The organism is Burkholderia sp. Bp8992 (assembly GCF_003853705.1).
Lineage (GTDB): Bacteria > Pseudomonadota > Gammaproteobacteria > Burkholderiales > Burkholderiaceae > Burkholderia.
This window is the reverse complement of the sequence record NZ_QTQI01000001.1, coordinates 406,464-430,003: the sequence shown is the minus strand read 5'-3', so window position 1 is coordinate 430,003 and position 23,540 is coordinate 406,464. Positions and strand designations below refer to the sequence as shown.

The 23,540-nt window shown below is 66.8% G+C and carries 22 protein-coding genes; 16 read left to right on the top strand and 6 right to left on the bottom strand.

Features of this window, described 5'->3' with window-relative positions:
- Positions 1-81 precede the first annotated feature (81 nt).
- The 4 genes from DIE03_RS01955 (at position 82) to DIE03_RS01935 (ending at position 4,138) form a co-directional block, all read left to right on the top strand.
- Positions 82-411 carry a hypothetical protein gene (locus DIE03_RS01955; protein WP_124446934.1) on the top strand — a complete coding sequence of 110 codons (330 nt, stop codon included), beginning with the start codon at positions 82-84 and terminating at the stop codon, positions 409-411.
- A 268-nt stretch (positions 412-679) separates the two neighbouring features.
- On the top strand, positions 680-1,012 hold the full coding sequence (locus DIE03_RS01945; protein WP_124446932.1) for a sugar ABC transporter ATPase: 333 nt from the start codon (positions 680-682) through the stop codon (positions 1,010-1,012).
- A 136-nt stretch (positions 1,013-1,148) separates the two neighbouring features.
- On the top strand, positions 1,149-2,738 hold the full coding sequence (locus DIE03_RS01940) for an ABC transporter substrate-binding protein (RefSeq protein WP_124446930.1): 1,590 nt from the start codon (positions 1,149-1,151) through the stop codon (positions 2,736-2,738).
- A gap of 146 nt (positions 2,739-2,884) precedes the next feature.
- A complete protein-coding gene (locus tag DIE03_RS01935) occupies positions 2,885-4,138 on the top strand; it encodes a hypothetical protein (RefSeq protein ID WP_124446928.1) in 1,254 nt (417 codons plus the stop codon).
- 19 nt (positions 4,139-4,157) lie between these two features.
- Here DIE03_RS01935 and DIE03_RS01930 read toward each other — a convergent pair whose 3' ends face one another.
- On the bottom strand, positions 4,158-5,465 hold the full coding sequence (locus DIE03_RS01930; RefSeq protein ID WP_124446926.1) for an Nramp family divalent metal transporter: 1,308 nt from the start codon (positions 5,463-5,465) through the stop codon (positions 4,158-4,160).
- Between the two features lie 95 nt (positions 5,466-5,560).
- On the bottom strand, positions 5,561-6,817 hold the full coding sequence (locus tag DIE03_RS01925; protein ID WP_185658077.1) for an oxalate decarboxylase family bicupin: 1,257 nt from the start codon (positions 6,815-6,817) through the stop codon (positions 5,561-5,563).
- 482 nt (positions 6,818-7,299) lie between these two features.
- On the opposite strand from DIE03_RS01925, the gene sapR reads away from it, so the two are divergent.
- The 9 genes from sapR to DIE03_RS01880 all read left to right on the top strand — a co-directional run bounded on the left by sapR (position 7,300) and on the right by DIE03_RS01880 (position 15,242).
- Positions 7,300-8,175: a sap1 transcriptional regulator SapR gene (sapR, locus tag DIE03_RS01920; protein WP_124446923.1), complete on the top strand. Its 876-nt coding sequence runs from the start codon at positions 7,300-7,302 to the stop codon at positions 8,173-8,175.
- Between the two features lie 17 nt (positions 8,176-8,192).
- Positions 8,193-8,756 (top strand): D-alanyl-D-alanine dipeptidase, encoded by a 564-nt coding sequence (ddpX, locus tag DIE03_RS01915; RefSeq protein WP_185658076.1) that lies wholly within the window; start codon positions 8,193-8,195, stop codon positions 8,754-8,756.
- A gap of 70 nt (positions 8,757-8,826) precedes the next feature.
- The gene (locus DIE03_RS01910; RefSeq protein ID WP_124446921.1) at positions 8,827-10,428 is read left to right on the top strand and encodes an ABC transporter substrate-binding protein; all 1,602 of its coding nucleotides are present in this window, start codon (positions 8,827-8,829) and stop codon (positions 10,426-10,428) included.
- Positions 10,429-10,438: 10 nt separating this feature from the next.
- Entirely contained in the window at positions 10,439-11,509 is a 1,071-nt protein-coding gene (locus DIE03_RS01905; protein ID WP_124446919.1) for an ABC transporter permease, read from the top strand.
- 66 nt (positions 11,510-11,575) lie between these two features.
- Positions 11,576-12,490: a nickel transporter permease gene (nikC, locus tag DIE03_RS01900; RefSeq protein WP_124446917.1), complete on the top strand. Its 915-nt coding sequence runs from the start codon at positions 11,576-11,578 to the stop codon at positions 12,488-12,490.
- A 1-nt stretch (position 12,491) separates the two neighbouring features.
- Complete coding sequence (locus DIE03_RS01895) at positions 12,492-13,385, top strand: ABC transporter ATP-binding protein (RefSeq protein ID WP_124446915.1); 894 nt, start codon at positions 12,492-12,494, stop codon at positions 13,383-13,385.
- Positions 13,382-14,158, top strand: coding sequence for an ABC transporter ATP-binding protein (locus DIE03_RS01890; RefSeq protein ID WP_124446913.1), 777 nt, complete (start codon positions 13,382-13,384; stop codon positions 14,156-14,158). Before DIE03_RS01895 ends, DIE03_RS01890 begins: the two co-directional genes overlap by 4 nt.
- Before the next feature lie 130 nt (positions 14,159-14,288).
- Positions 14,289-14,543: a GlsB/YeaQ/YmgE family stress response membrane protein gene (locus DIE03_RS01885; RefSeq protein WP_124446911.1), complete on the top strand. Its 255-nt coding sequence runs from the start codon at positions 14,289-14,291 to the stop codon at positions 14,541-14,543.
- A 363-nt stretch (positions 14,544-14,906) separates the two neighbouring features.
- Positions 14,907-15,242: a type 1 fimbrial protein gene (locus tag DIE03_RS01880; protein WP_124446909.1), complete on the top strand. Its 336-nt coding sequence runs from the start codon at positions 14,907-14,909 to the stop codon at positions 15,240-15,242.
- Positions 15,243-15,268: 26 nt separating this feature from the next.
- Here DIE03_RS01880 and DIE03_RS01875 read toward each other — a convergent pair whose 3' ends face one another.
- From DIE03_RS01875 to DIE03_RS01865, 3 genes are all read right to left on the bottom strand, one after another.
- Complete coding sequence (locus DIE03_RS01875; protein WP_124446907.1) at positions 15,269-16,141, bottom strand: LysR substrate-binding domain-containing protein; 873 nt, start codon at positions 16,139-16,141, stop codon at positions 15,269-15,271.
- A gap of 107 nt (positions 16,142-16,248) precedes the next feature.
- A complete protein-coding gene (gene bla, locus DIE03_RS01870) occupies positions 16,249-17,148 on the bottom strand; it encodes a class A beta-lactamase (protein ID WP_124446905.1) in 900 nt (299 codons plus the stop codon).
- A 210-nt stretch (positions 17,149-17,358) separates the two neighbouring features.
- The gene (locus DIE03_RS01865; RefSeq protein WP_124446903.1) at positions 17,359-18,210 is read right to left on the bottom strand and encodes a peptidoglycan DD-metalloendopeptidase family protein; all 852 of its coding nucleotides are present in this window, start codon (positions 18,208-18,210) and stop codon (positions 17,359-17,361) included.
- A 500-nt stretch (positions 18,211-18,710) separates the two neighbouring features.
- On the opposite strand from DIE03_RS01865, the gene DIE03_RS01860 reads away from it, so the two are divergent.
- The 3 genes from DIE03_RS01860 (at position 18,711) to DIE03_RS01850 (ending at position 22,669) form a co-directional block, all read left to right on the top strand.
- Entirely contained in the window at positions 18,711-19,607 is an 897-nt protein-coding gene (locus tag DIE03_RS01860; RefSeq protein ID WP_124446901.1) for a LysR substrate-binding domain-containing protein, read from the top strand.
- A gap of 35 nt (positions 19,608-19,642) precedes the next feature.
- Complete coding sequence (locus DIE03_RS01855; protein WP_124446899.1) at positions 19,643-20,029, top strand: ester cyclase; 387 nt, start codon at positions 19,643-19,645, stop codon at positions 20,027-20,029.
- Between the two features lie 474 nt (positions 20,030-20,503).
- A complete protein-coding gene (locus DIE03_RS01850; RefSeq protein WP_124446897.1) occupies positions 20,504-22,669 on the top strand; it encodes a hypothetical protein in 2,166 nt (721 codons plus the stop codon).
- A 102-nt stretch (positions 22,670-22,771) separates the two neighbouring features.
- Here DIE03_RS01850 and DIE03_RS01845 read toward each other — a convergent pair whose 3' ends face one another.
- Positions 22,772-23,512, bottom strand: a complete 741-nt coding sequence (locus DIE03_RS01845; protein WP_124446895.1) for a sulfite exporter TauE/SafE family protein — start codon at positions 23,510-23,512, stop codon at positions 22,772-22,774.
- Positions 23,513-23,540 lie beyond the last annotated feature (28 nt).

Genomic DNA, 23,540 nt, shown 5'->3' with positions numbered 1-23,540 from the left:
AAACGTCAACAGCCGGTGCCCGTATCGCGTTTTTTCGTCATGCGCCCACGATTCCGGAGCGCAACGACAGGAGAAAACACCATGCGAGCCCTCACCCGCCAAATCGCGATTGCCGCCACCCTGATGTCGGTGCTGACCGGCACCGCGTTCGCCGACACGCCGTGGCAAAACGCGCATCCGCGCCGCGAAGAGGTCAACCAGCGCCTCGCGAACCAGAATCGCCGCATCCATCACGAAGTGAAGGAAGGCGAAATGTCGCACGCCCAGGCCGCGCGCCTGCACCGCGACGACCGGAAGATCCGCCAGGAAGAGCGGGACATGGCCGCGCAGGATCACGGCCACATCACGAAGAGCGAAAAGCACGTGCTGAACCAGCAGGAAAATGCGGTCAGCCACAAGATCGGCCAATAACACCGACAACACCGGCAAGCGTCCATTCGCCATTACCTGAAACGCCCGCTGCCGCGATGCGGCAGCGGGTGCTTGTTGTGTCGGCTTGTTGTATCGAATCGTTTCAACGCGCCGACGGCGTCAAATGCTGCGGGTATACTCCGTCGTCAGCCGCCTGTCGCATCGTCGTCCGTCAAAAACGGCCCGATTCCGGGCGGTTTCGTCGCGAAGCTTCGCGTTTCGCCTACCCCGCGCCCCAGCCTCGATACGAGACACTCGACGACCGACCATGAAACGATTCCTGCTGCTCCTTCCCGCCGCCCTGCTCGCCGCCTGCGGTTCCGCTCCCTCGTCCGACTCGGCCTCGTCGGGTGCCGCACCGATGATCTACGTGTCGTCGCAACGTCCGGCCTACGCGATCGCGAACTGCCTCGACAGCCGCCTGTCGGGCACCGAGCAATCGCAGCGCAACGGCGTGACCGACATCTCCGTCGGCTCGAATTCGTACTTCGTCACGCTGACGCCATCGGGCAACGGCTCGGTCATCAAGGTCGTGCGCGGCTCCGGCAACGAACCGGCCGAGGAAGCGATGCGCTTCGCGGTCGCGCGCTGCGCGATCTGATCCGAACCTGCCGATGCCGGGCGCCCGCCCGGCTCGCGGCTACGCGCCACCCCGCCGGCGCGTACGCCGAATATTTTCATCGGGGCGGCCGTCGATGAGAGAATCGCACCCACGATTCCCTTTCAACGGAGCCCGCATGAAGCACCTGCTGTCCCGGCTGTTCGTCAGCGCCGCGCTCGTCGCGCTTGTTCCGGCGCTGCCGGCGCAGGCTGCCACGCCGCCCGGCATCTTCGTCGTCGCCACGCAACTCGGCGAATTCACGACCCTCGACCCGAGCGGGATCTACGAGCTGGTGCCGTCCGAATATGTCGCGAACACCTACGAGCGGCTGGTGCGCGTCGACCTGAAGGACCCGACGCGCTTCGACGGGCAGATCGCGCAATCGTGGACGGTCGGCGCCGACGGCACGACCTACACGTTCAAGCTGCGCCCCGGTCTCACGTTCCATTCCGGCAACCCGGTAACCGCCGACGACGTCGCGTGGTCGCTGCAGCGCACCATCCTGCTCGACAAGGGGCCGGCCGGCGTGCTCGCCGATCTCGGCCTTACGAAGGCGAACGTGATGCAGAAGGTGCGCGTGGTCGATCCGCAGACCATCGTGCTCGAAACCGACCGCAAGTACGCGCCGAGCTTCGTGCTCAACGTGCTGAGCGCCTGCCCGGCGTCGGTGTTCGACAGGAAGCTGCTGCTGTCGCATCAGCAAGGCAACGATTTCGGCAGCGGCTGGCTGCGGACCAACGACGCGGGCTCGGGCCCGTACCAGCTCGTCAAGTGGACGCCGAACGAGACCATCGTGCTGCAGCGCTTCGAGAAATACCGCGCACCGTACCCGATGAAGCGCGTCGTGCTGCGCCACGTGCCCGAAGCGTCCGCGCAGCGGTTGCTGCTGGAGAACGGCGACGCCGATGCCGCTCGCAACCTGAGCCCCGACAGCCTCGCCGCGCTGACGAAGGCCGGCAAGATCAAGGTCGCGTCGTGGCCGGTGTCCGCGCTGCTGTACCTGAGCCTGAACACGAAGAACCCGAACCTCGCGAAGCCCGAGGTGCAGCAGGCGATGAAATGGCTGGTCGACTACGACGGCATCCAGCGCAACATCGTCAGCACGACCTACAAGGTGCACCAGACCTTCCTGCCCGAAGGCTTTCTCGGCACGTCGAACGCACGGCCGTACAAGCAGGACGTCGCGAAGGCGAAGGCGCTGCTCGCGAAGGCCGGCTTGCCGAACGGCTTCGACGTGACGATGGACATGCCGAACGACTATCCGTACCTCGAGATCGCGCAGGCGCTGCAGGCTAACTTCGCGCAGGGCGGCATCCGCGTGAAGCTGATCCCCGGCGATGCGAAGCAGGCGATCGGCAAGTACCGCGCGCGCCAGCACGACATCTTCATCGGCGAATGGTCGCCCGACTACATGGACCCGAACAGCAACGCGCGCGGCTTCGCATGGAATCCGGACAACTCGGATCAGTCGCCGACGAAGATGCTCGCGTGGCGCAACAGCTGGGACATTCCGCAACTGACGAAGGACACCGAGGCCGCGCTCGTCGAGCCGTCGCCCGCCAAGCGCGCGCAGCGTTACGAAGCGCTGCAGAAGGCCGTGCTCGCGAATTCGCCGTTCATCATCATGTTCGAGAAGGTCGTGCAGGTCGCGACGCGCCCCGGCGCGACCGGGCCGGAAATCGGGCCGATCAACGACCTCGTGTCATACCGCACGCTCGCGAAGTAATCGCGCCGCCCCGCGCGCCCTGCCATGCCGGCGCGCGGGTAATCGCCACGTGCCGCCGCGCCGACGCTGTGCCGTGCGGCGGCCGCGATCTACAATGGCCGGCGCCGCGCGGATACCGCGCCGGGCACACGTAACGGGGAAACAACATGCATCCGAGCGAGCACGCGGTCTGCGTGGCGATCAACGACAACAACCGCGCATGGTACGAAATGCTCGTGCCGTTCCTGCTGTCGCTGCGGCAGACCGGCTACGACGGCCGGATCGCGGTGATCGGCTACGGGCTGTCCGAACGCAAGCGGCAGATCCTCGCGAGCCAGTCGGTCGACGTGATCGACGCGTCGGGCGCGTATGCGCTGCCGGTCGGCCGCTTCATCGAGGCGGCCGCGTATTGCGCACGCCACCCGCAGATTCGCAAGCTCGCGCTGTACGACGCCGACATCTGGTTCTGCGCGCCGCAGTTCGACCTGTTCTCGCAGATCGGCGACGACCGGATCCACGTGTGCCCCGACCCGCTGTTCTGCACGTTCGTCGTCACACCGCTGATCGGCGAGCGGCGCGACCATCACTGGCGGCTCGTCGTCGACGATGTCACCGCACGCCACGGCGGTGCGCTGCAGGCCGGGCTCGTGGCCGGGACCGCTAACGCCTGGGCACGCTACGCGGACCACCTGCGCGACTGCATCGCGCGTGTCGGCACCGATTTCCAGGAATGCTTCGGCATCGATACGACGTTCCTGCATCTGTGGAGCGCACAGGGCGAAACGGCGCTGCTCGATCCGGTCCAGAACTTCGTCAGCAAGTACGGCATCCACGAATCGTTCGACGCCAGCAGCGGCACGACGACGCTCCGGTATCAGGGCGAGCCGATCCGCGCGCTGCACATGACCGGCGACATCCGCTTCCTCGACCGCTGGCGCTACTACGCGAACCACACCGACGCCGCGCTGCGCGACGGCTCGCCGTTCGCGCTGTCGGACGGCACGCCGGTGCCGGCCGATGTGGTCGCCGCGCGCATCGCCGCGGCGGACTACGTGCAATCGGCCGGGCTGACCGTTTCGTCCGCCGCGATCGAGGGCAGCGCAGGCGCGTACCTGCAGGCGCTCGACGAACCGGGCGGCACGATGCTCGTCGGCAGCGGCAACCACGAAGTCGTGTTCACCGCGACGCGCGACATCGCGCGGCTGAACGTCTACGTCACGCATCCGTCCGGTTCGCCGTCGCCGTTGCTGTGCGAAGTGCTGGTCGACGGGCACGTGCAGCGCAAGGGCACCGAGCTGATGGCGCATTTCTGGCACCAGGTCGCGGCCGGCGCCGTCATCACGCTGCGCGCGACGAGCCTCGGCGGCCAGCAGTGCAACGCGATCTGGCGGCTGCGCGAAGCGCCGGACATGCAGCAGTAGGCGGCCTGCCCGCCGCCGGTCAGGCGAGCGCCGCCCACACCAGGTACGCATTCAATCCGACGATCACGACCGTCGCGGCCCCGGCGACGATCCGCAGCGGCATCCGCATCGCGTAAGCGCCCATCACGTCCGCGCGCGCCGACAGCATCAGCAGCGCGATCATCGGCATCGGCAGCACGAAACTCAGCACGACCTGGCTCGCGACCATCGCGCGCGTGACGTCGCAGCCGAGCGCGACCACCGCGAACGCGGGCACGATCGTCACCGCGCGCCGCACCCAGACCGACATGCGGCGACGGATGAAGCCCTGCATCACGACCTGCCCGGCCATCGTGCCGACCACCGAGCTCGACACGCCCGACGTCAGCAGCGCGACGAGGAACAGCGCGCCGGCCGCCGGCCCGAGCACCGGGATCAGCGTGTGGTACGCGTCGCCGATGTCGGTCATGCCCGGCGCGCTCACGTGGAACGCCGACGACGCCATCATCACCATCGCGAGATTCACGAACCCGGCCAGCCCGAGCGCGACGACAACCTCGCGGTTCGAGAACCGCACGAGCCGCCGCCGCTCCGAGTCGTCGCGCGGCGCGGTGCGATCCTGTGTCAGGCCCGAATGCAGGTACAGCGTGTGCGGCATGATCGTCGCGCCGATGATCCCGACCGCAATCGTCAGCGCCGCGTGATCCGGGATCTGCGGGACGACCAGATGGAACGCGGCCGCGTGCCAGTCCTGCGGCGCGATCAGCAGTTCGCCGAGATAGCACGCGCCGATCACGCCGACCAGCGCCGCGATCGCGGCCTCCAGCGGCCGGAAGCCGCGCTTCTCCAGCGCGAGGATCGCGCAGGTCGCCAGCCCCGTCGCGATCATCCCGGCGAACAGCGACAGGTGGCACAACAAGCCGAACGCGAGCGCGCCGCCAAGGAATTCGGCGAGATCGGTCGCCATCGCGGCGATCTCCGATGCCGCCCACATGGCCCACACGACCGTTGCGGGAAAACGCTCGCGGCACAGCTCGGCGAGGTTGCGGCCGGTGACGATGCCGAGCTTCGCGGACATCGCCTGGAACAGCATCGCGATCGCGTTCGCGGCCAGCACGACCCACAGCAGCCGGTAGCCGTATGCGGCACCGGCCTGGATGTTGGTCGCGAAGTTGCCGGGATCCATGTAGCCGATCGACGCGATCACGGCGGGGCCGACGAACGGCAGCAGCGCGGCGGCGCCGGTGCGGCGCCCTTCCAGCGCGCCACGCGTCGCGCCGTCGATGCGCTCGGGGGACAGGCCCGGCAGCACAAGGCCGCCGGCAGGTTTGCTCGGGACGGGAAGCATGGTGAAGTTTCCGTTCGAATGAGGAAGACCGATTCGGGAGCGCGCGCCGAGGCCGGCATGCCGCCTGCCGGCTTCGGCCTGGAGCGAAGACCGCGTTACAGCGGCACGACGTCGGGACGATTGCGCGGAAACTGCGCGATCATGTCGGGCGCGACGTTCAGATGCGCTTCGACGAGCTTCGGCGGCGTATGCGCGAGCCAGTCGGACAGCGACACCTCCGCATAGCGGTCGGTCTTGAAGATCTCGAGGAACACGAGGTCGGTCTTGCCGGTGTTCTGCACGTAGTGCCCGAGGCTCTTCTTCACGTAGCCGACGTCGCCCGCGCGGAAGTCGGCCGTCTGCGCCTTCGGGCCCGTGTCGAACACGGTCATCCGCGCTTCGCCCTGCAGGTAGTATTGACACTCGTCCGCGTTCGGGTGCCAGTGCAGCTCGCGCATGCCGCCCGGGTGCACGGTGACGAGCGCGGCCGCGACGGTCGTCGACACGTTGAAGTTGGTGCTGTCCGCGATCCGCACTTCGCCGCCGCGCGTCTTCCTGGCCGGCTTCATGTCGCCGAGCGAAAAAATGAACGGATGCGGCGGCGCCCCGGTCGACGAAGCCGACGCCCGCTGCGCGTCCGCGAGCGGCCCCGGTTCGTCGCCCTGGAAGATCCACAGGTTGTCGAGCGGAACATTCCTGAACGCATCGGCCGGCACGCCGAAGTTCAGCGCAAGCACGTCGGGCGGCGTATGCGCGATCCAGTCGGTCAACAGCAACGTGTTGAATTCCGATGCGCGGCCGTTATCGAACGCGAGCAGGAATTCGGCGCCGTCGGTGCCGAGGCCCTGCAGCGAATGCGGCAGGCCGGGCGGGAAATACCAGAGATCGCCGGTCTTGACGTCCTGCACCGACGGCCGCCCGAGTTCGTCGAGCACCGTGATCCGGCAGCGGCCGTCGAGCATGATTGCCCATTCGGCCTGCTGGTGCCAGTGCATTTCGCGAATGCCGCCGCGCGTCAGGCGCATGTTGACGCCGGAAATGGTTTCGGAAATCGCAAAATCGTCCTGCGTGACTTCGCGCGCCCATCCGCCATTTTGAATGCGCTTATGGGCATTATTGAATGAAGCCCAGAATAACGGCATCCCGTTGATATCGGTGGCCGGCGGATCCTGAAAGGATGGAAACTGGTTTGCAATGGCCGGGTTTTTCGGGCCCGGGTCGGTCAGGCTCTGGCGGTTGAGCGCATTCACCGCGCCTTCCGGCGGCCGATCCGGATTGCCGAACGAGGCGGCCTTGGCCGATACCGCGATACCCGCGGCAGCAATGGCGCCGGCCGTACCCGCCAGCATTTTGCGTCGAGAAAGATTCGTCACGATTTCCTCTTCATTTCTGCAATTGAGAGAATTTCCATTACGGAACATATGCCGCTTTTCCGATTATCGAAAATCGAACATCCCGTGACGCAAGTTAAATACAAATTCAGATAAAAATTAAATGAATTATTAACCTGAATTAATGATTTAAACTGATCGGCTTTAATTTTGTAATTATCGAGACGCTGTGTGGTGCTGGATGCAGGTGAATCGGCGAGTCAAGTGAAGGTGGAAATGCAACCGGGCGTGGTGGTCATGCCATCCACCTGCTGCCAGGTCAAATATTCCTGACAGGCATAAACGCAAAATATGTCTGTCAGGAATAATCCGCCGCCCGGCTCGCACCCCTGCTCATGTCACCCAGCGCGCGCTCGACCCTATCACCTATCCCCTCATCATAGTTTTTATCCGCTGGCGCGATTGATTTTGGCTTTGTTAGATGGATGACATCGAATCACCAGACGACAAATATCTAACAGCCGATGACCTGCGCATTCGCCCGCACCGTCGAATCCCGCTATGCCGAGCTGACGCCGACCGCCAAGCGCATCGCGAGCTACATGCTCGCGAACCTCGACCGGCTCGGGCTCGAGACGGCCGACCAGATCGCGCAGCAGGCCGGCACCAGCGGCATCTCGGTCGGGCGCTTCCTGCGCAGCGTCGGCTATCGCAATCTCGACGACCTGAAACGGGAGCTGCGCGGCGGCGGCGATCGTCCGTGGATGATCACCGACCGGCTCGACGAATACCGCCGCGTCGCCGGCACACCACCGGCCGACGGCAGCGGCAGCGACGGCACGCTCGCGTCGTCGCTCGAACGCGAGCTCGACGCGATCCGGCACGTGTACCGCCTCGCCGAAGGCCCCGTGTTCGCGCAGGTCGCCGACCGGATCGCGCAGGCCGACGCGGTATTCATCCTCGGCATCCAGTCGACGCGCGGGATCAGCAACGCATTCAGCAGCTACCTCGAATACCTGCGCCCGCGCGTGTTCTATTCCGACGGCCAGTCGGGCTCGTACGTCGATTCGCTGAACTCCGAATTCGAGCGGCCGTATTGCATCGTCACCGATACGCGTGCGTATTCGCGCAGCGCACGCCGCTATTGCCAGGCGGCCGCCGAGCGCGGCCAGCCGTTCGCGCTGGTCACCGATCTGTCGTGCCCGTGGGCGCGCGACTGGCCGGCCGACCTGCTGCAGGTGAAGACCGACGTCGGCCAGTTCTGGGATTCGCTCGCGCCGCTCACCTGCCTGTTCAACCTGCTGATCACGGCCGTGGTCGACCGCCTCGGCCCCGCGATCGACCGGCGTGTCGCACGCAACCGCGAACTGCAGCGCACGTTCGACCAATTCGAATCCTGAGCGAGCCCGCCCTGCCGATGAACGATCACCGCCTCGTCGAAATCACGCCCGCCACGCATCGCGTCGACATCGATCTCGTCTATGCGACCGACCGCAACCTGACCGGCAAGCCGATCTATCGCCGCGCGCACTGCCTGCTGCTGGCGCCGGCCGAAGCCGCATTGCGCCGCGCGGTCGGCATCGCGGCGCAAGCCGGATTCACGCTGCGCATCTACGACGCATACCGGCCGCCGCAGGCGCAGCAGGCGCTGTGGGATTTCCTGCCCGACCCGAACTTCATCGCCGATCTCGGCCGCGGCTCGAATCACAGCCGCGGCACCGCGCTCGACCTGACGCTCGTCGGCGCGGACGGCGCACCGCTCGACATGGGCACGGGCTTCGACGAGATGGTCGCCGCGTCGGGCCACTTCCATGCGGGGCTGCCCGAAACCGTGCAACGCAACCGGCTGCTGCTGCTCGGCGTGATGCATGCGGCCGGCTTCGCGCACATCGACAGCGAATGGTGGCACTACGAACTGCCCGGCTCGCACGCGTTGCCGCAGATCGACAATGCGGCGAGCGGCCCGTGGCGGCTGATGTGACGACGCCGCACGCCCTCTTTTTCATGCACGTTCACGTTCAACGACTCAAACGACAGATGGAGAAGCGCCCATGAAATCCCCGACCTCCCGGCTCGTCGCGGCACTGGCCGCGGCGTCCGTTCTCGCCGTCGCCCCGCTTTCCGTCGCCCATGCGGAAACGCCGAAGGACATGTTCGTGATGGCGACGCTGCTCGACGAATTCACGACGCTCGACCCGGGCGAGATCTACGAGCTGGTGCCGGAGGAATACACCGCGAACACGTACGACCGGCTCGTGCGCGTCGACCTGCGCGATCCGTCGAAATTCAACGGCGACGTCGCGCAGTCGTGGATGGTGAGCGCCGACGGCCTGACCTATACGTTCAAGCTGCGCGCCGGCCTCAAGTTCCACTCGGGTAATCCGCTGACGGCCGACGACGTCGCGTGGTCGATCCAGCGCGCGGTGCTGCTCGACAAGGGGCCGGCCGCCGTGCTGACGGGCATCGGCCTCACCAAGGCGAACGTCGCGGCGAACGTGAAGAAACTCGACGACCAGACGGTGTCGGTCACGACCGACCGCAAGTACGCGCCGACCTTCGTGCTGAACGTGCTCGGCTCGTGGCCCGCGTCGGTGCTGGACAAGAAGCTGCTGCTGTCGCATCAGCAAGGCAGCGACTTCGGCAATGCGTGGCTGAAAACCAACGAAGCCGGCTCCGGCGCGTACAAGCTGGTCAAGTGGGCGGCCGGCGACAGCATCGTGCTGCAGCGCTTCGACGGCTACCGGCTGCCGCTCGCGATGAAGCGCATCGTGCTGCGCCACGTGCCCGAGGCCGCGAGCCAGCGCCTGCTGCTGGAAAACGGCGACGTCGACGCGGCACGCGACCTGAGCCCCGACGATCTGGCGTCGGTCGTGAAATCCGGCAAGGCGAAGGTATCGGCTTCGCCGCAAGCGACGCTGCTGTATCTCGGCCTGAACACGAAGAACCCGACGCTCGCGAAACCCGACGTGCAGGAAGCGCTGAAATGGCTCGTCGACTATGCGGGCATCCAGGGCAACGTCGTGAAGACGACCTACAAGGTGCACCAGACCTTCCTGCCCGAAGGCTTCCTCGGCACGCTGAACACGAACCCGTACAAGCTCGACGTCGCGAAAGCGAAGGCGCTGCTCGCGAAGGCCGGCGTGCCGAACGGCTTTGCGGTGACGATGGACGTGCGCAACGACTATCCGTACACGGAAATCGCACAGGCCGTGCAGGCCAACTTCGCGCAGGCCGGCATCAAGGTGCAGCTGATCCCCGGCGACAACAAGCAGACGCTCGCGAAATACCGCGCGCGCCAGCACGATATCTACATCGGCGAATGGTCGGCCGACTACATCGATCCGCACAGCAACGCGCAGGGTTTCGCATGGAATCCCGACAACTCCGACAAGTCGAGCTATAAAATGCTGGCCTGGCGCAACAGCTGGGACATCCCGCAACTGACGAAGGAAACCGACACCGCGCTCGCGGAGCCGACCGCCGCGAAACGCGCGCAGCTGTACCAGGCGATGCAGAAGGAAGTGCTCGCGCGCTCGCCGTTCGTGATCATGTTCGAGAAAGTCGCGCAGGTCGCGACGCGGCCCGGCGTGAGCGGGCTCGAAGTCGGGCCGATCAACGATCTCGTGTCGTACCGCAACCTGAAGAAGCAATAAGATTCACCGCATGTCGACTCCCGCCTCCTCCCTCGAAGCACTGCGCACGCTGCCTGCGCGGCGCCCGGCCGTGCGCTGGGCACTGCGCGTGCTGCGCTGGGCGCTCACGCTCGCCGTCACGTTCGCGGGGCTGCTCGCGCTGACGTTCGTGATCGGCCGCAAGGTGCCGATCGATCCCGTGCTCGCGATCCTCGGCGATCGCGCGTCGGCCGACGCGTACGCGGCCGAACGCCTCGCGCTCGGGCTCGACAAGCCGCTCGTCACGCAATTCGCGATCTATGTGCGCGACGTGCTGCACGGCAATCTCGGCGTGTCGCTGCTGACCGCGAACCCGGTACTCGACGACATCAGGCGCGTGTTCCCGGCGACGCTCGAACTCGCGACGATCGCGACGCTGATCGGCATCGCGATCGGCGTGCCGCTCGGGGTCGCGGCCGCGGTGAAGCACAACCGCCCGATCGACCACATCGCGCGCTTCGTCGGTCTGATCGGCAATTCGGTGCCCGTGTTCTGGCTCGGGCTGATGGGGCTGCTGCTGTTCTACGCGCGGCTGCACTGGGTCGGCGGCCCCGGCCGGCTCGATCCCGTGTACGACGGGATGGTCGACCCGCGCACGGGCAGCCTGCTGATCGACGCAGCGCTCGCCGGCGAGTGGGACGTGTTCCGCAACGCGGTGTCGCACATCGCGCTGCCGGCCGCGATCCTCGGCTACTACTCCGTGGCCTACCTGAGCCGCATGACGCGCTCGTTCATGCTCGACCAGCTGAGCCAGGAATACATCGTCACCGCACGCGCGAAGGGCTTGTCCGAGCGGCGCGTGATCTGGCGGCATGCGTTCGGCAACATCGCGGTGCCGCTGCTGACCGTGATCGCGCTCACCTACAGCAACCTGCTCGAAGGCTCGGTGCTGACCGAGATCGTGTTCGCGTGGCCGGGGCTCGGCTCGTACCTGACCGGCGCGCTGCTGAACGCCGACATGAACGCGGTGCTCGGCGCGACGCTCGTGATCGGCGCGATGTTCATCACCGTCAACCTGCTGACCGACGCGCTGTATCGCGTGTTCGATCCGCGTGCGCGCTGAGGGCCGCCCGGACATGACCGCTTCCACCCCGCTTCTTTCATCGTCCATGCCGAAGGTCGTCCAATCATGAATGCCGAGCGCCTCACGCTGCGCGCGTGGCTGCTGTCCGATGCGCCCGCGTCGCGCTCGCAGGCCGCATTCGGCCTCGCGTACCGGCGCTGGCGCCGGTTCGCCACGAATCCGCTCAACCTGTTCGGGCTCGCGATCCTCGTCGCGCTGATCGTCGTCGCGATCGTCGGCCCGCTGATCATGCCGCACGACCCGCTGCGCCAGGTGCTGTCCGACCGGCTGCTGCCGCCCGGCTCGCCGTCGCACTGGTTCGGCACCGACCAGCTCGGCCGCGACATCCTTTCGCGGCTGATCGACGGGTCGCGCCTGACGCTCGGCATCGCGCTGCTCGTCGTCGTGATCGTCGTGCCGATCGGCCTCCTGATCGGCACGACGGCCGGCTATTGCGGCGGCTTCGTCGACAGCGTGCTGATGCGCATCACCGACATCGCGCTTGCGTTCCCGAAGATCGTGCTCGCGCTCGCGTTCGCGGCCGCGCTCGGGCCCGGCGTGATCAACGCGGTCGTCGCGATCTCGATCACCGCGTGGCCCGCGTATGCGCGGCTCGCGCGCGCGGAGACGATCCGCATCGCGCAGGCCGACTACATCCACGCCGCGCGGCTGCAGGGCGCGTCGGGCCCGCGCATCCTGCTGCGCTACATCATGCCGCTGTGCATGTCGTCGGTGATCGTGCGCGCGACGCTCGACATGGCCGGCATCATCCTGACCGTCGCGGGCCTCGGCTTTCTCGGCCTCGGCGCGCAACCGCCGAGCCCCGAATGGGGCTTCATGGTCGCATCGGGCCGCAACGTGCTGCTCGACGCATGGTGGGTCGCGACGCTGCCCGGCATCGCGATCCTGCTCGTGAGCCTCGCGTTCAACCTGCTCGGCGACGGGTTGCGCGACGTCTTCGATCCCCGTCATGGAGCGTGACATGCCGACGCATTCCGCCACCGCGCCCGCGCCGCTCTGCGAGATCGACGGGCTGAAGATCGGCTTTCGCGGCCATGACGGCGTCGTCACCGACGCCGTGCGCGACCTGTCGCTGACGCTCGCGCCGGGCGAACGGCTCGGCATCGTCGGCGAATCGGGCTCCGGCAAGTCGCTGACGGGCCGCGCGCTGCTCGGCCTGCTGCCCGACGCCGCACGCTGGTCGGCGCGCACGATGCGCTTCGCGGGCCACGACCTGCTCGCGATGTCGTCGCGCGAGCGCCGGCGGCTGTGCGGCAGCCAGATGGGCATGATCCTGCAGGATCCGAAGTATTCGCTGAACCCGGTGATGACGGTCGCGAAGCAGATGGGCGAAGCGTTCCGCTTGCACGAGCCCGGCCTGCGCGGCCGCGCGCTGCGCGAACGGATCGTCGATGCGCTCGCGGCCGTGCAGATCCGCGACCCGGCGCGCGTCGCCGATGCGTATCCGCACGAACTGTCGGGCGGCATGGGCCAGCGCGTGATGATCGCGATGATGGTGTCGACCGGCCCGCGCCTCTTGATCGCCGACGAACCGACGTCCGCGCTCGACGTCGCCGTGTCGATGCAGGTGCTCGCGGTGCTCGACGCGATGATCGCGCGGCATGGCACGGGCCTGATGTTCATCAGCCACGACCTGCCGCTCGTGATGTCGTTCTGCGACCGCGTCGCGGTGATGTATGCGGGCCGCGTGGTCGAAACCTGCGCCGCGCGCGACCTGCGCAACGCTTCTCACCCCTATACGCGCGGGCTGCTCGCGGCGAACCCGCCGCTCGCGAACCCGCCCGACGAACTGCCGGTGCTGCGCCGCGATCCGGCGTGGCTCGAGCCCGCCGACCGACAGGAGGCCGCACGATGATCGACGTCGATCATGCATCGATCCGATTCCCGACCCGCACGGGTCACGTCGACGCCGTGCGCGACGCGAGCTTCGCGGTGCGCGACGGCGAAGTGTTCGGGCTCGTCGGCGAATCGGGTTCCGGCAAGTCGACGCTGCTGCGCGCGCTGACGGGCCTCGTGCCGCTCGCGTCCGGCAGCCTGTCGATCGACGGCCGGCCGGTCGGCGGCACGCCCGATCGCGCGTTCCGCCGCCACGTGCAGATGGTGTTCCAGGATCCGTACGCATCGCTGCATCCGCGCTTCACGGTCGACCAGACGCTGCGCGAGCCGCTGTCGATCCATGCGATCGGCGACGCCGATGCACGCATCGCCCGCGCGCTGTCCGAGGTCGGCCTCGGCCCCGCGTTCCGCTTCCGCTATCCGCACCAGTTGTCGGGCGGCCAGCGGCAGCGCGTGGCGATCGCACGTGCGTTGATCGTCGAGCCGTGCGTGCTGCTGCTCGACGAGCCGACGTCCGCGCTCGACGTGTCGGTGCAGGCCGAAATCCTGAACCTGCTGCGCCGCCTGCATCACGAACACAAGCTGACGATGATCCTCGTGAGCCACAACCTCGCGGTGATCGGCTTCCTGTGCCAGCGCGTCGCCGTGATGCAGCACGGCGAGATCGTCGAGCAGTTGCGGATCGAGGACGTACGTGCCGGGCTGGTTGCACGCGACTACACGCGCACGCTGCTGAATGCGACCGAGGGCTATCGCCGTCTCGATCCGGTGGCCGGTGTGCCGGCCGCCTGACATCTGCGCGACGCGCCGGCATGCGATACTCGGCACGCCATGCGCCGGCTGTGCCGCCGCATGGAACCCTTGTGCGTCGCACGGGTCAACTTCCTTTCGTCAACAGCACAACAGCCATAGGGAGGCGTTAATGCTGCAATTCATCGAAACCCTGGTCGTCGGGCTCATCGTCGGCCTCCTCGCCCGCGCGCTCAAGCCCGGCGACGACAAGATGGGCATCCTGATGACCATCGTGCTCGGCGTCGTCGGCTCGCTGGTCGCCGGCTACGTCGGCCGCGCGGCCGGCTGGTATGCGCCGGGCCAGGGCGCGGGGTGGATCGCGTCGATCATCGGCGCGATCGTGCTGCTCGTCGTCGTGGGTGCGATCCGCAAGCGCGCGGGCTGAACACCGCAGACCGCGCTCCGACGCAAACGGCCGCTCGTTACACACGAGCGGCCGTTTTCTTTTGGCGCATCGTCATTCACCGGATGGTCGATTCGTTGAGCCCTCAACGATTTACCTGCGAATCCCGCGTCCATTGACGCGCTTCCCTCGAGTTTACGTCACCGGCAATACCCCGACTTGCGGCCGCACAATTTTGAGATAAATTGATTGAAGGAACACGGCGTCGTTTGCTCAGCGTCGTTATTTCCGGTTTCTCACTCAAGAGGTTCGATGAACTTGCCGTTTACGCATACAGCACCGCAGCGTTGACGGACTGCCATTCGAGCGGCCTCGCTGCGACGCGCTTCCTCTCTGGAGCCTGTCATGAAGCATCGTTCGTTTGCCGCCTCGTTTGCCCTGGCTGCCTCGCTTCTGGCCTCGTCCTCTTCATTCGCCGCCGGCGCGTCCGGCATCATCCACTTCACCGGCATGATCGTCGAGCCGCCCTGCTCGTTCGCGCTCGATACGGCCGATGCCGCCCACGCGCACGTGCGCCCCGACTGCCCGCGGCCTGCCAGCGGACAAGTCGCGTTCGTCGACGCGGCAAGCCAGCGCACGATCAAGACCACGACCTTTACGCAGGCCTCGCGCGCAATCGTTTTACCTGACCGTCCGGGCAACGCGCACGCGCCGATGATCGCCGTCGTGACCTACCAGTAGAAACCCGCTGCCGGAGCCGCCGCGCGTCAGTCGCGATGGCGCGCGATCCAGTCGCTGAACGCGCGGATCTTCTGCTGGCTGCCGATGGTCTCGGGATACACGAAGAAGTAGCGCGCGCCGGTTTCGAGCACGATGTCGAACGGCCGTTCGAGCCGGTGTGCGCTGACGTCGTCGTCGACGAGCGTCACATCGCCGATCGCGACGCCGAAACCCTGCATCGCCGCGTTCGTCGCGAGATCGAGCGTGTCGAACGTCGGCCCGCGTGCGGGATCGACGCTGCGCTCGCCCGCATGGTCGAGCCACGCGCGCCAGTCGCGATGGTCGCGGGTCGGATGCAGCAGCGTATGGCGCGCGAGATCGCCGACCGCATCGAGCGGCGACGCCTGTCGCAGCTCGGGCGCGCATACGGGCGTCAGCCGCTCGTCGAACAGCGGCAGTGCGAACACGCCGGGGCCCGGCGACGTGCCGTAGACGACCGCCGCATCGAACGGCTCGGTCGAGAAATCGACGACGTGCTGCCACGCGGTCGTGATCTGCACATGGAGATCGGGATGCTCGCCCTGGAAGCGCATGATGCGCGGCAGCATCCAGCGCATCACGCAGGTGGGCACCTTCAGCGCGAGATCGGTGCGCTGCCGCGTGAGCTTCATCGAGATGTCCTCGATCCGCGCGAAGCTCTCGTTGACGACCGGCAGCAACTGCTCGCCCTCCGCCGTCAGCGTGAGCCCCTTCGCATGCCGCTTGAACAGCGGAAAGCCATAGTGCGCCTCGAGCGTCTGGATCTGCCGGCTCACCGCGCCCTGCGTGATGCACAGCTGCTCGGCCGCGCGCGTGAAGCTGCGGTGGCGGGCCACCGTCGAGAAGATCTGCAGCGCGTGCAGGGGCGGAAGTCGGTGCATGGCGAACGGGAAACGGAAAAACGGCGCGGAAGAACCGCGCGCCGACGCCGGCGCGCGCAGACCGACACGATAAGCCAAACGCCCGCGTTGCGCGAGACGCCGGCCCGTCAGGCCGTCGCAGTCAGCGCGCCCGCCGCGATGCGCGCCGCCGACGCGACGACGTCCGCGCGCGCCGCGGCATCGGCCTGCTGCTGCGTGAACGACACGGCCATCACGATCGGCGCACGCGACGGCGGCCACAGCACCGCGACGTCGGTCGTCGTGCCGTAGCCGCCCGTGCCGGCTTTTTCCGCGACGCGCCAGCCCGGCGGCACGCTCGCCGCGATGCCGGTCGCGCCGCGCGCGCCGCCGGCCATCCATTCCGTCAGTTGCGTGCGCTGCGGCGCTTGCAGCGCATTGCCGAGCAGCAGCCGCTGCAGCGTGTCGACCATCGCGACGGGCGTCGACGTGTCGCGTTCGTCGTCGGGCGCGGCCTTGTTCAGTTCCGGCTCCCAGTGGTCGAGGCGGAACGTCGTGTCGCCGCTCTCGCGCGCGAACGACGTGACGGCCTGCGGGCCGCCGAGCACGCCCATCAACAGGTTGCCCGCGCCCTTGTCGCCCGCCTGCAGCATCGCCTCGCACAGCTGCGCGATCGTCATGCCCGTGTCGACGTGGCTTTCGGTGATCGGCGAGCCCGACACGACTTCATAGCGGCGATACAGGATGCGGCGCGGCAGCAGCGAGGCATCGAGCGAACCGCGCGCGAGCATCGCGGCGGCGGCCATGACCGCATACGTGCCGCACAGCGGGAAGCGCTCGCGCGCGTGGTGGGCGATGCGCACGCCGTTCGACGTGTCGAGCGCGGCGACGCCGAGGCGGCCGTTCGATGCTTTTTCGAGTGCGGCCAGTTCGGCCTGGGCAGTGTGGGCGCGCCCCTGGTCGGCGACCGGCGCGGAGGTGCACGCGGCGACGAACGGCGCGGCAACGGCGGCAAGCAACAGCGAGCGGCGTGTCGGAGAGTGTTCCATGTATGAAGTGCGTTCTGTCGGAAACGGTGGCACGAAGCAACGCGGGCACGCCTCGGCGAAGCGCGCCCGTTCACGCCGACGGCCGGCCCGCAACGGCATTCGCCGCGCATCCCCGAAAGACGCCCGTCGGCCCCGCAGTGCGCGGGACGTGCATGAACAGACCCTAGCGTAGCAGCGACCGCCGCCACGTTCCAGCAAAACGGCCCTGCGTCACCCTTGCGACGAAGGCAGGTACGGCATCGGATTCACCGGCTTGCCGTCGCGCCGGACCTCGAACAGCAGCGCGACGCGCGAGTTGTCGAGGTCGCCCATCTCGGCGATCTCGTCTCCCTGGCGCACGATGTCGCCCGTTTTCACGAGCAGCTTGCGGTTGTGCGCATACGCGGTCAGGAAATCGGCGTTGTGCTGGACGATGATCAGGCTGCCGTAATCGTTCAGGCCGGTGCCCGCGTACATCACGCGGCCGTCGGCCGCGGCGCGCACCGGGTCGCCCGGCCGGCCGGCGATCTGGATGCCGCGGTTCTGCCCCGGCCGGAACCCGTCGACGATCTTGCCGCTCGCCGGCCACTTGAGCGCGACACCGCCCGCATGCCGTTTCGTTTCCTTGACGACCTGGCGGTCGCTCGCATTCGACGTGCTCGCCTGTGAAGTTGCCTGACCACCAGCGGCCCCATTGCCCGCGGCCGTTTGCGTCCCGGCCGCGCCCGCCGGCGGCAGCGGCTGCTGCTTGACGATGCGCAGCACCTGCCCCATCCGCAGCCTGCCGTTCCCGGGCAGCTTGTTCCAGGTGCGCAGGTCGGCCACGCTGCAGTCGTTCGCGGACGCGATGCCCGTCAGCGTGTCGCCGCGCTTCACGACGTACTTCTGCGCAACGAGAATCGGTGCGGGCGGCATTGTGGCGGACGGGGCCGCCGACGGCGCGGAAGCCGGCTGGCTCGACGACGAGCCCGCCAGCGTATCGCTCGGCGGGACGGACTGCGTGCTTGCACAACCGGCCATGACGAGCACAGCTGCCAAGCCTGGCAACCACGCCGCGTTGCGGTGAATCTCGCGCGTTTTCATGGACGATCCGACTCCGGTTTGACAATCTTTCAAGCATCTCAAAAACGGAACGGCCGACGTGTAACCGGATGCAAACAATGATGACAAACGATCACGAACCGGATGCCGGCCGGCATTCGCTACCGGTAATACGGTCCGATTCAGAAAAACTTGATGGTCTATTTGTGGAAAAGCGGAAGAATTTTCGTCGTCAAAAACTATGACAGATTTGTTTCAATAGGCGCGCAGCAGCACTCAATGCAACCATCGGACAAATTCGGAACAGGCCCACGCGATGCCGATGCACAGGAACAGCAAATGCAGCGCGATCTTGAACGACACGCCCCACGACGAATCGATCCGCATGACAGGCTCCCTCGGTTGATGTGCAGCCATGTTCGGCCATCGATCGCGCCCCGAAAATGCGGAACCGGCGAATCGGGCCTCAGGCTGCGCCTGAGACCGGCGCGGCGGTTCCTGCTAACTTATCGGCCATTCAACGCCTTCACTCCCCGCCCATCATGCGTTTCGACCTGACCGACCTGCGGCTCTTCCTGAACATCTGCGAAGCCGGCACGATCACAAGCGGCGCCGAGCGCACGCACATCACGCTGCAGGCCGCGAGCGAGCGCATCCGCGGCATGGAGGACGAACTCGGCGTGCCGCTGCTGCACCGGACCAAGTCGGGCGCGCAGGCGACCGACGCGGGCCGCGCGCTCGAACACCACGCACGCACCGTGCTGCAGCAGATCGACCACATGCGCGGAGAATTGCAGCAATTCGGCCAGGGGCTGCGCGGCCATATCCGGCTGCTGTGCAACACGGCGTCGCTGAGCGAATACCTGCCCGACGCGCTGGCCGATTACCTGCCGCACCATCCGAAGCTGTCGATCAGCGTCGAGGAACGCTCGAGCCAGGAGATCGTGCACGCGATCCGCAACAAGACGGCCGAGGTCGGCATCGTCGCCGATTCGGTCGGGCTCGGCGGGCTCGAACAGAAGCCGTTCCGCGAGGACTGGCTGATCGTCGTCGTGCCGGCCGCGCATCCGCTCGCGTCGCACGGGGCAGTCGCGTTCGACGCGATCGCCGGCGAAGATTTCATCGGCCTCACCGACGGCAGCGCGCTGCAGGTGCATCTCGCCGACCAGGCGCGCGCGCTCGGCAAGCGGATCCGTTATCGCGTGCAGTTGAAGAGCTTCGATGCGATCTGCCGCGTGATCGCGAGCGGCGTGGGCATCGGCATCGTGTCGCGCCATGCGGCCGAGCGCGCGATGCAGACGATGGACGTGCGGCTCGTCGAGCTGTCCGATCCGTGGAGCCACCGGAAGCTGACGCTCTGCGCGCGGTCGTTCGACGCGCTGCCGAAGTACACGCGCGAGTTCGTCGCGTTCCTGTCCGGCGCGGCAACGTCGCCGTAACGCGCGCCACATCGTCGATACACGGAGACATGACCATGACCGAAACCGATCTCGCCACCCGCTATCGCGCCTATATCGATTGCCTGAACCGGCAGGACTGGGCGGCGCTCGGCGAGTATGTGTCCGACGACGTGATCCACAACGACCGGCCGCTCGGCCTCGCCGGCTACCGCGCGATGCTCGAACAGGACTATCGCGACATTCCCGATCTCCGTTTCGACATCCGGCTGCTCGCGTGCGAGCCGCCGCGCGTCGCATGTCGGCTGCGCTTCGCCTGTTCGCCGAAGGGGACGTTCATGGGGCTCGCCGTCGACGGCCGGAAGGTCACGTTCGCCGAGAACGTGTTCTACGAGTTTCATGACGGCAAGATCCGTCAGGTCTGGTCGGTAATCGACAAGGCTGCGATCGAGGCGCAGCTTTAGGCCCGTCGCGGCGGCCCGATATCGGCGGTGATGCGCCTCGATCCTTATGGATAACGTTTTCTCTCGTCATCCATCTAAAGCACGTCGACATTCAATCTCGTTGCCTGTCGCTCCAGCACTCTTTCCCGGCACGATACCTGCTCGATCAACGACAAAATACCGGGTAATTTCCGCGCCATCCTGATCTCCCGCCCCATCTCGCCATTCCCACCATCCGGGTTTTCACCGGCGCATCCGGCGTGAAAGTTCATTGACATCGCGCCGCCCGATGCCTAAATTTGGAAAACGTTTTCCAATGCATCAGCGCGACGCCGGCCACGGCCCGCGCAGGGGGAACGCTTGCCCGCTCGAGTTGTGATTCAGGCTGTCCGCCCGCAGGGATCAGGGTTGCTGGGCGGCGGCCGGGTACGGGCGTCGAGCGCGGCAACGGCCACACCTGCCCGTCCTTCATCACTATTCGAAACTGGAGACACAATGCATCCGCGCAGCAGATTCGCGCTCGGCGCCGCGCTCAGCGCCCTTTCCGTCGTATTCGTCAGCGCGTGCGGCGGCAACGACGTGACCGATACGCCGCCGTCATCGCCGCCCCCGTCCACGACACCCACGCTCGCGTCGAACTCGCTGCAGGCGCTCGTCTACGGTGCGCCCGACACGAGCGTGCCGGCCGGCACGAACATTCCGGTCACGATGATGGGCCAGATGCGCGCGCTGTTCGACCTGATCCGGAAGTCGCCCGACTTCACGCAGGTCGTGATGGATCTCGGCGACGGCACGCCGGTCCACGTGCTCGACACGAATACCGGCGACAAATTCCTGCCCGGCAAGCTCGCGCTCGGCCTGTCGTACATCCTGATCGACATGAAGTCGAAGAACGACCCGCAATACGCGAGCTACCTCGCGACGTACCAGACGATCACGACCGCGATGATGGCGCAGTCGGGCAGCAACTACGCGTATGCGAACACGTCGTGGGGCGAGTACTACTACCTCGTCGCGCTGAACAACCTGAAGGCGCACGGCATGCTCAACGAGGTCTTCAGCGACGCGATGCTCGCGACGCTGCAGCAGCGCCTCACCTTCTGCGACATGTTCGGCCCCGATGCGAGCGGCAAGACCAGTACGTGCCCGGCCGCCGGCACGCCGATCGACATCGCGTCGCTCAATACCGCGCAGAATTACTATGCGGTGTCCTACGGAATTGCCGGGCTGCGCCAGAAACTCGGCTGGAGCAGCCCGTCGTTCGCGTCGAAGACCGATCCGTCCGTCGCGACGATGGGCGCGCGCGACGCGCTGCTGTACACGCTGACGAACCACATCCGCAACGATTCTTCCGGCGGCTTCTCCGACGAAGCGTCGAACACGCATACGACTTACTACGACCAGGCGCGCTTCGACCGCTACAGCACGCTGCTGATCGGCGAAGTGGTCGAGCGTACGTTCGAGATGGACAACGTGGCGAATCTCACGCCCGAACTGAAGGGCTATCTGCGCAAGTCGGTCGACCTGATCCTGCCGCAGCTGAATGCCAGCGGCCAGGGCTTCAACTACGGCCGCTCGATCGGCCCGTACGGCGATTCCGCGTTCATGGAAGTGCTGACGGCCGCCGCCAACGCCGGCGTGCTGACCGACCAGGAAAAGCAGGTTGCGTACGCATTCATCTACCGGGCTGCGCATCGTTTCGACACGTACTGGTACGACCCGTCGCTGCCGACGCCGTCGGTGAACATGTGGGTCAAGGGCCGCGGCACCGACACGTATCGCGGCAAGCCGCGCGTGATGGGCGAGAACTTCAGCCTGCTGCACCAGTACCTGTACGTGAACGCGTGGTGGAACAAGCTCGGCTTCGGCGGCAAGGCGCCGATGGCCGATGCCGACTACGGCGCATGGCTCGACGCGCTGCCGCGCTACACGCTCACCTGGTACAACCAGCCGACCGATGCCGCGCACCCGTACAGCGCGGCGCTGCTCACCGTGCGCGACGGCCGGCGCGTGATCAACCTGAACCTGAGCCAGGCGCCCGACTACAACTCGTACACGCCGTACTACCCGGTGCCGTTCTCGGACAAGCTGATCTACGGCACGACCGATCTCGGCTACGCGCTGCTGGTGCCGCAGGTGACGTACAACGCAAAAACCTACATTCCCGTCACGTACTACAGGAACCTGAACGTGCAGCAAGGCAACGGCCAGGTGATCGTGTCGTTCGATACGACGAAGTTCCGTCTCGCGTCGAAGAACGCCGCCTACACGACGGATCTCGACCTGCAGGTGCATACGGTGCTGACGTTCGCGCACGGCACCGTGTCGCGCAGCGACACGCTGAGTTCGGGCACGCTCACGGGCAACCTCGCGGTCGAGACGGACTTCACGTCGTTCGCGGATTTCGCGTCCACGCAGGCCAATGGCGACGGCATGTCGGTGATGTACGCGAACAGCGTCGCGACCGGCTATGCGGCCTCCGGGTTCGATACCTGCGCACTGTCCGCCTTCGATACGGCGAACGGCGCGACGAACCCGCTGTCGACGACGCCGATCGGCCAGCTGCATTCGAACTTCGCGTGCACGACGAAGCCGTTTGCACTCGGCGCGGGCACGACGCGCACGTTCGGGTGGTCGCTGAAGTACGCCGATCCGGCCTGAGCCGCGTGATCCACGCCGTGTGACACGCCCGAAGCCGGCCACTGAAACCGGCTTCGGGCGCTTCTGAACGACGCAGGCATCACCCTCGCCCGCAATACCCGCTCACAGCCACCCCGACGCCGCCATGTACGCGCCGAGCGCGATCAGCCCGATGAAGAAGCAGCGCTTGAACGCCTTTTCGCTCATCACGCGCCGCGCATACTGGCCGCCGGCCATCCCCGCCAGCGCCGGCACGAGCGCGAGCGCCGACACGCCGAGATCCACCGTCTGCAGCGCGCCCGACACGTGCAATTGCAGGCCGAGCGCGATCGTCGATGCGGTAAACGACAGTCCGAGCGCCTGGATCAGGTCGTCCTTCGACAACCGCAGCGCCTGCAGGTAAGGCACGGCCGGCACGACGAACACGCCGGTCGCCGCCGTCACGACGCCCGTCAGGTAGCCGACCACGGCCGACAGCCCTTTCTCGTGACGACCCGGCGCGGGCAATCGTGCGGCGGCCAGCCCCCACAGCCCGTACACGATCAGCACCACGCCGAGCGCCGCGTGCGTCCAGGTGCTGCCGGCCGCGAGCGCGGGCAGCCCGCCCGTGAGCGTGCCGATCGCCAGGCCGGCGAGCAGCGGCCACAGCCGGCGCAGCAACGGCCCGAACGACGGGCCGAGCCACAACTGCCACACGTTGGTGATGAACGACGGCACGAGCAGCGAGCTGGCCGCGGCCGAAGGCGGCATCGCGAGCGTCAGGAGCCCCATCGCGATCGTCGGCAGCCCGAGCCCGATCATTCCCTTGACCGCGCCGGCCAGCAGGAACACCAGCACGATGATCGTCAGCGTATGAATTTGCATGGAGGCGGTTCCATTCGGTTGAGTACGG

What these genes read in the sequence shown, in the direction of transcription:
- DIE03_RS01940 (WP_124446930.1), top strand. Translation starts at nt 1,149, where the DNA reads ATGAAGCACCTGCTGTCCCGGCTGTTCGTCAGCGCCGCGCTCGTCGCG.
- DIE03_RS01945 (WP_124446932.1), top strand. Translation starts at nt 680, where the DNA reads ATGAAACGATTCCTGCTGCTCCTTCCCGCCGCCCTGCTCGCCGCCTGC.
- DIE03_RS01890 (WP_124446913.1), top strand. Translation starts at nt 13,382, where the DNA reads ATGATCGACGTCGATCATGCATCGATCCGATTCCCGACCCGCACGGGT.
- nikC (WP_124446917.1), top strand. Translation starts at nt 11,576, where the DNA reads ATGAATGCCGAGCGCCTCACGCTGCGCGCGTGGCTGCTGTCCGATGCG.
- DIE03_RS01865 (WP_124446903.1), bottom strand. Translation starts at nt 18,210, where the DNA reads ATGAAAACGCGCGAGATTCACCGCAACGCGGCGTGGTTGCCAGGCTTG.
- DIE03_RS01880 (WP_124446909.1), top strand. Translation starts at nt 14,907, where the DNA reads ATGAAGCATCGTTCGTTTGCCGCCTCGTTTGCCCTGGCTGCCTCGCTT.
- DIE03_RS01935 (WP_124446928.1), top strand. Translation starts at nt 2,885, where the DNA reads ATGCATCCGAGCGAGCACGCGGTCTGCGTGGCGATCAACGACAACAAC.
- DIE03_RS01875 (WP_124446907.1), bottom strand. Translation starts at nt 16,141, where the DNA reads ATGCACCGACTTCCGCCCCTGCACGCGCTGCAGATCTTCTCGACGGTG.
- DIE03_RS01910 (WP_124446921.1), top strand. Translation starts at nt 8,827, where the DNA reads ATGAAATCCCCGACCTCCCGGCTCGTCGCGGCACTGGCCGCGGCGTCC.
- DIE03_RS01905 (WP_124446919.1), top strand. Translation starts at nt 10,439, where the DNA reads ATGTCGACTCCCGCCTCCTCCCTCGAAGCACTGCGCACGCTGCCTGCG.
- DIE03_RS01955 (WP_124446934.1), top strand. Translation starts at nt 82, where the DNA reads ATGCGAGCCCTCACCCGCCAAATCGCGATTGCCGCCACCCTGATGTCG.
- DIE03_RS01855 (WP_124446899.1), top strand. Translation starts at nt 19,643, where the DNA reads ATGACCGAAACCGATCTCGCCACCCGCTATCGCGCCTATATCGATTGC.
- DIE03_RS01850 (WP_124446897.1), top strand. Translation starts at nt 20,504, where the DNA reads ATGCATCCGCGCAGCAGATTCGCGCTCGGCGCCGCGCTCAGCGCCCTT.
- sapR (WP_124446923.1), top strand. Translation starts at nt 7,300, where the DNA reads ATGACCTGCGCATTCGCCCGCACCGTCGAATCCCGCTATGCCGAGCTG.
- DIE03_RS01860 (WP_124446901.1), top strand. Translation starts at nt 18,711, where the DNA reads ATGCGTTTCGACCTGACCGACCTGCGGCTCTTCCTGAACATCTGCGAA.
- DIE03_RS01930 (WP_124446926.1), bottom strand. Translation starts at nt 5,465, where the DNA reads ATGCTTCCCGTCCCGAGCAAACCTGCCGGCGGCCTTGTGCTGCCGGGC.
- DIE03_RS01895 (WP_124446915.1), top strand. Translation starts at nt 12,492, where the DNA reads ATGCCGACGCATTCCGCCACCGCGCCCGCGCCGCTCTGCGAGATCGAC.
- ddpX (WP_185658076.1), top strand. Translation starts at nt 8,193, where the DNA reads ATGAACGATCACCGCCTCGTCGAAATCACGCCCGCCACGCATCGCGTC.
- bla (WP_124446905.1), bottom strand. Translation starts at nt 17,148, where the DNA reads ATGGAACACTCTCCGACACGCCGCTCGCTGTTGCTTGCCGCCGTTGCC.
- DIE03_RS01845 (WP_124446895.1), bottom strand. Translation starts at nt 23,512, where the DNA reads ATGCAAATTCATACGCTGACGATCATCGTGCTGGTGTTCCTGCTGGCC.
- DIE03_RS01885 (WP_124446911.1), top strand. Translation starts at nt 14,289, where the DNA reads ATGCTGCAATTCATCGAAACCCTGGTCGTCGGGCTCATCGTCGGCCTC.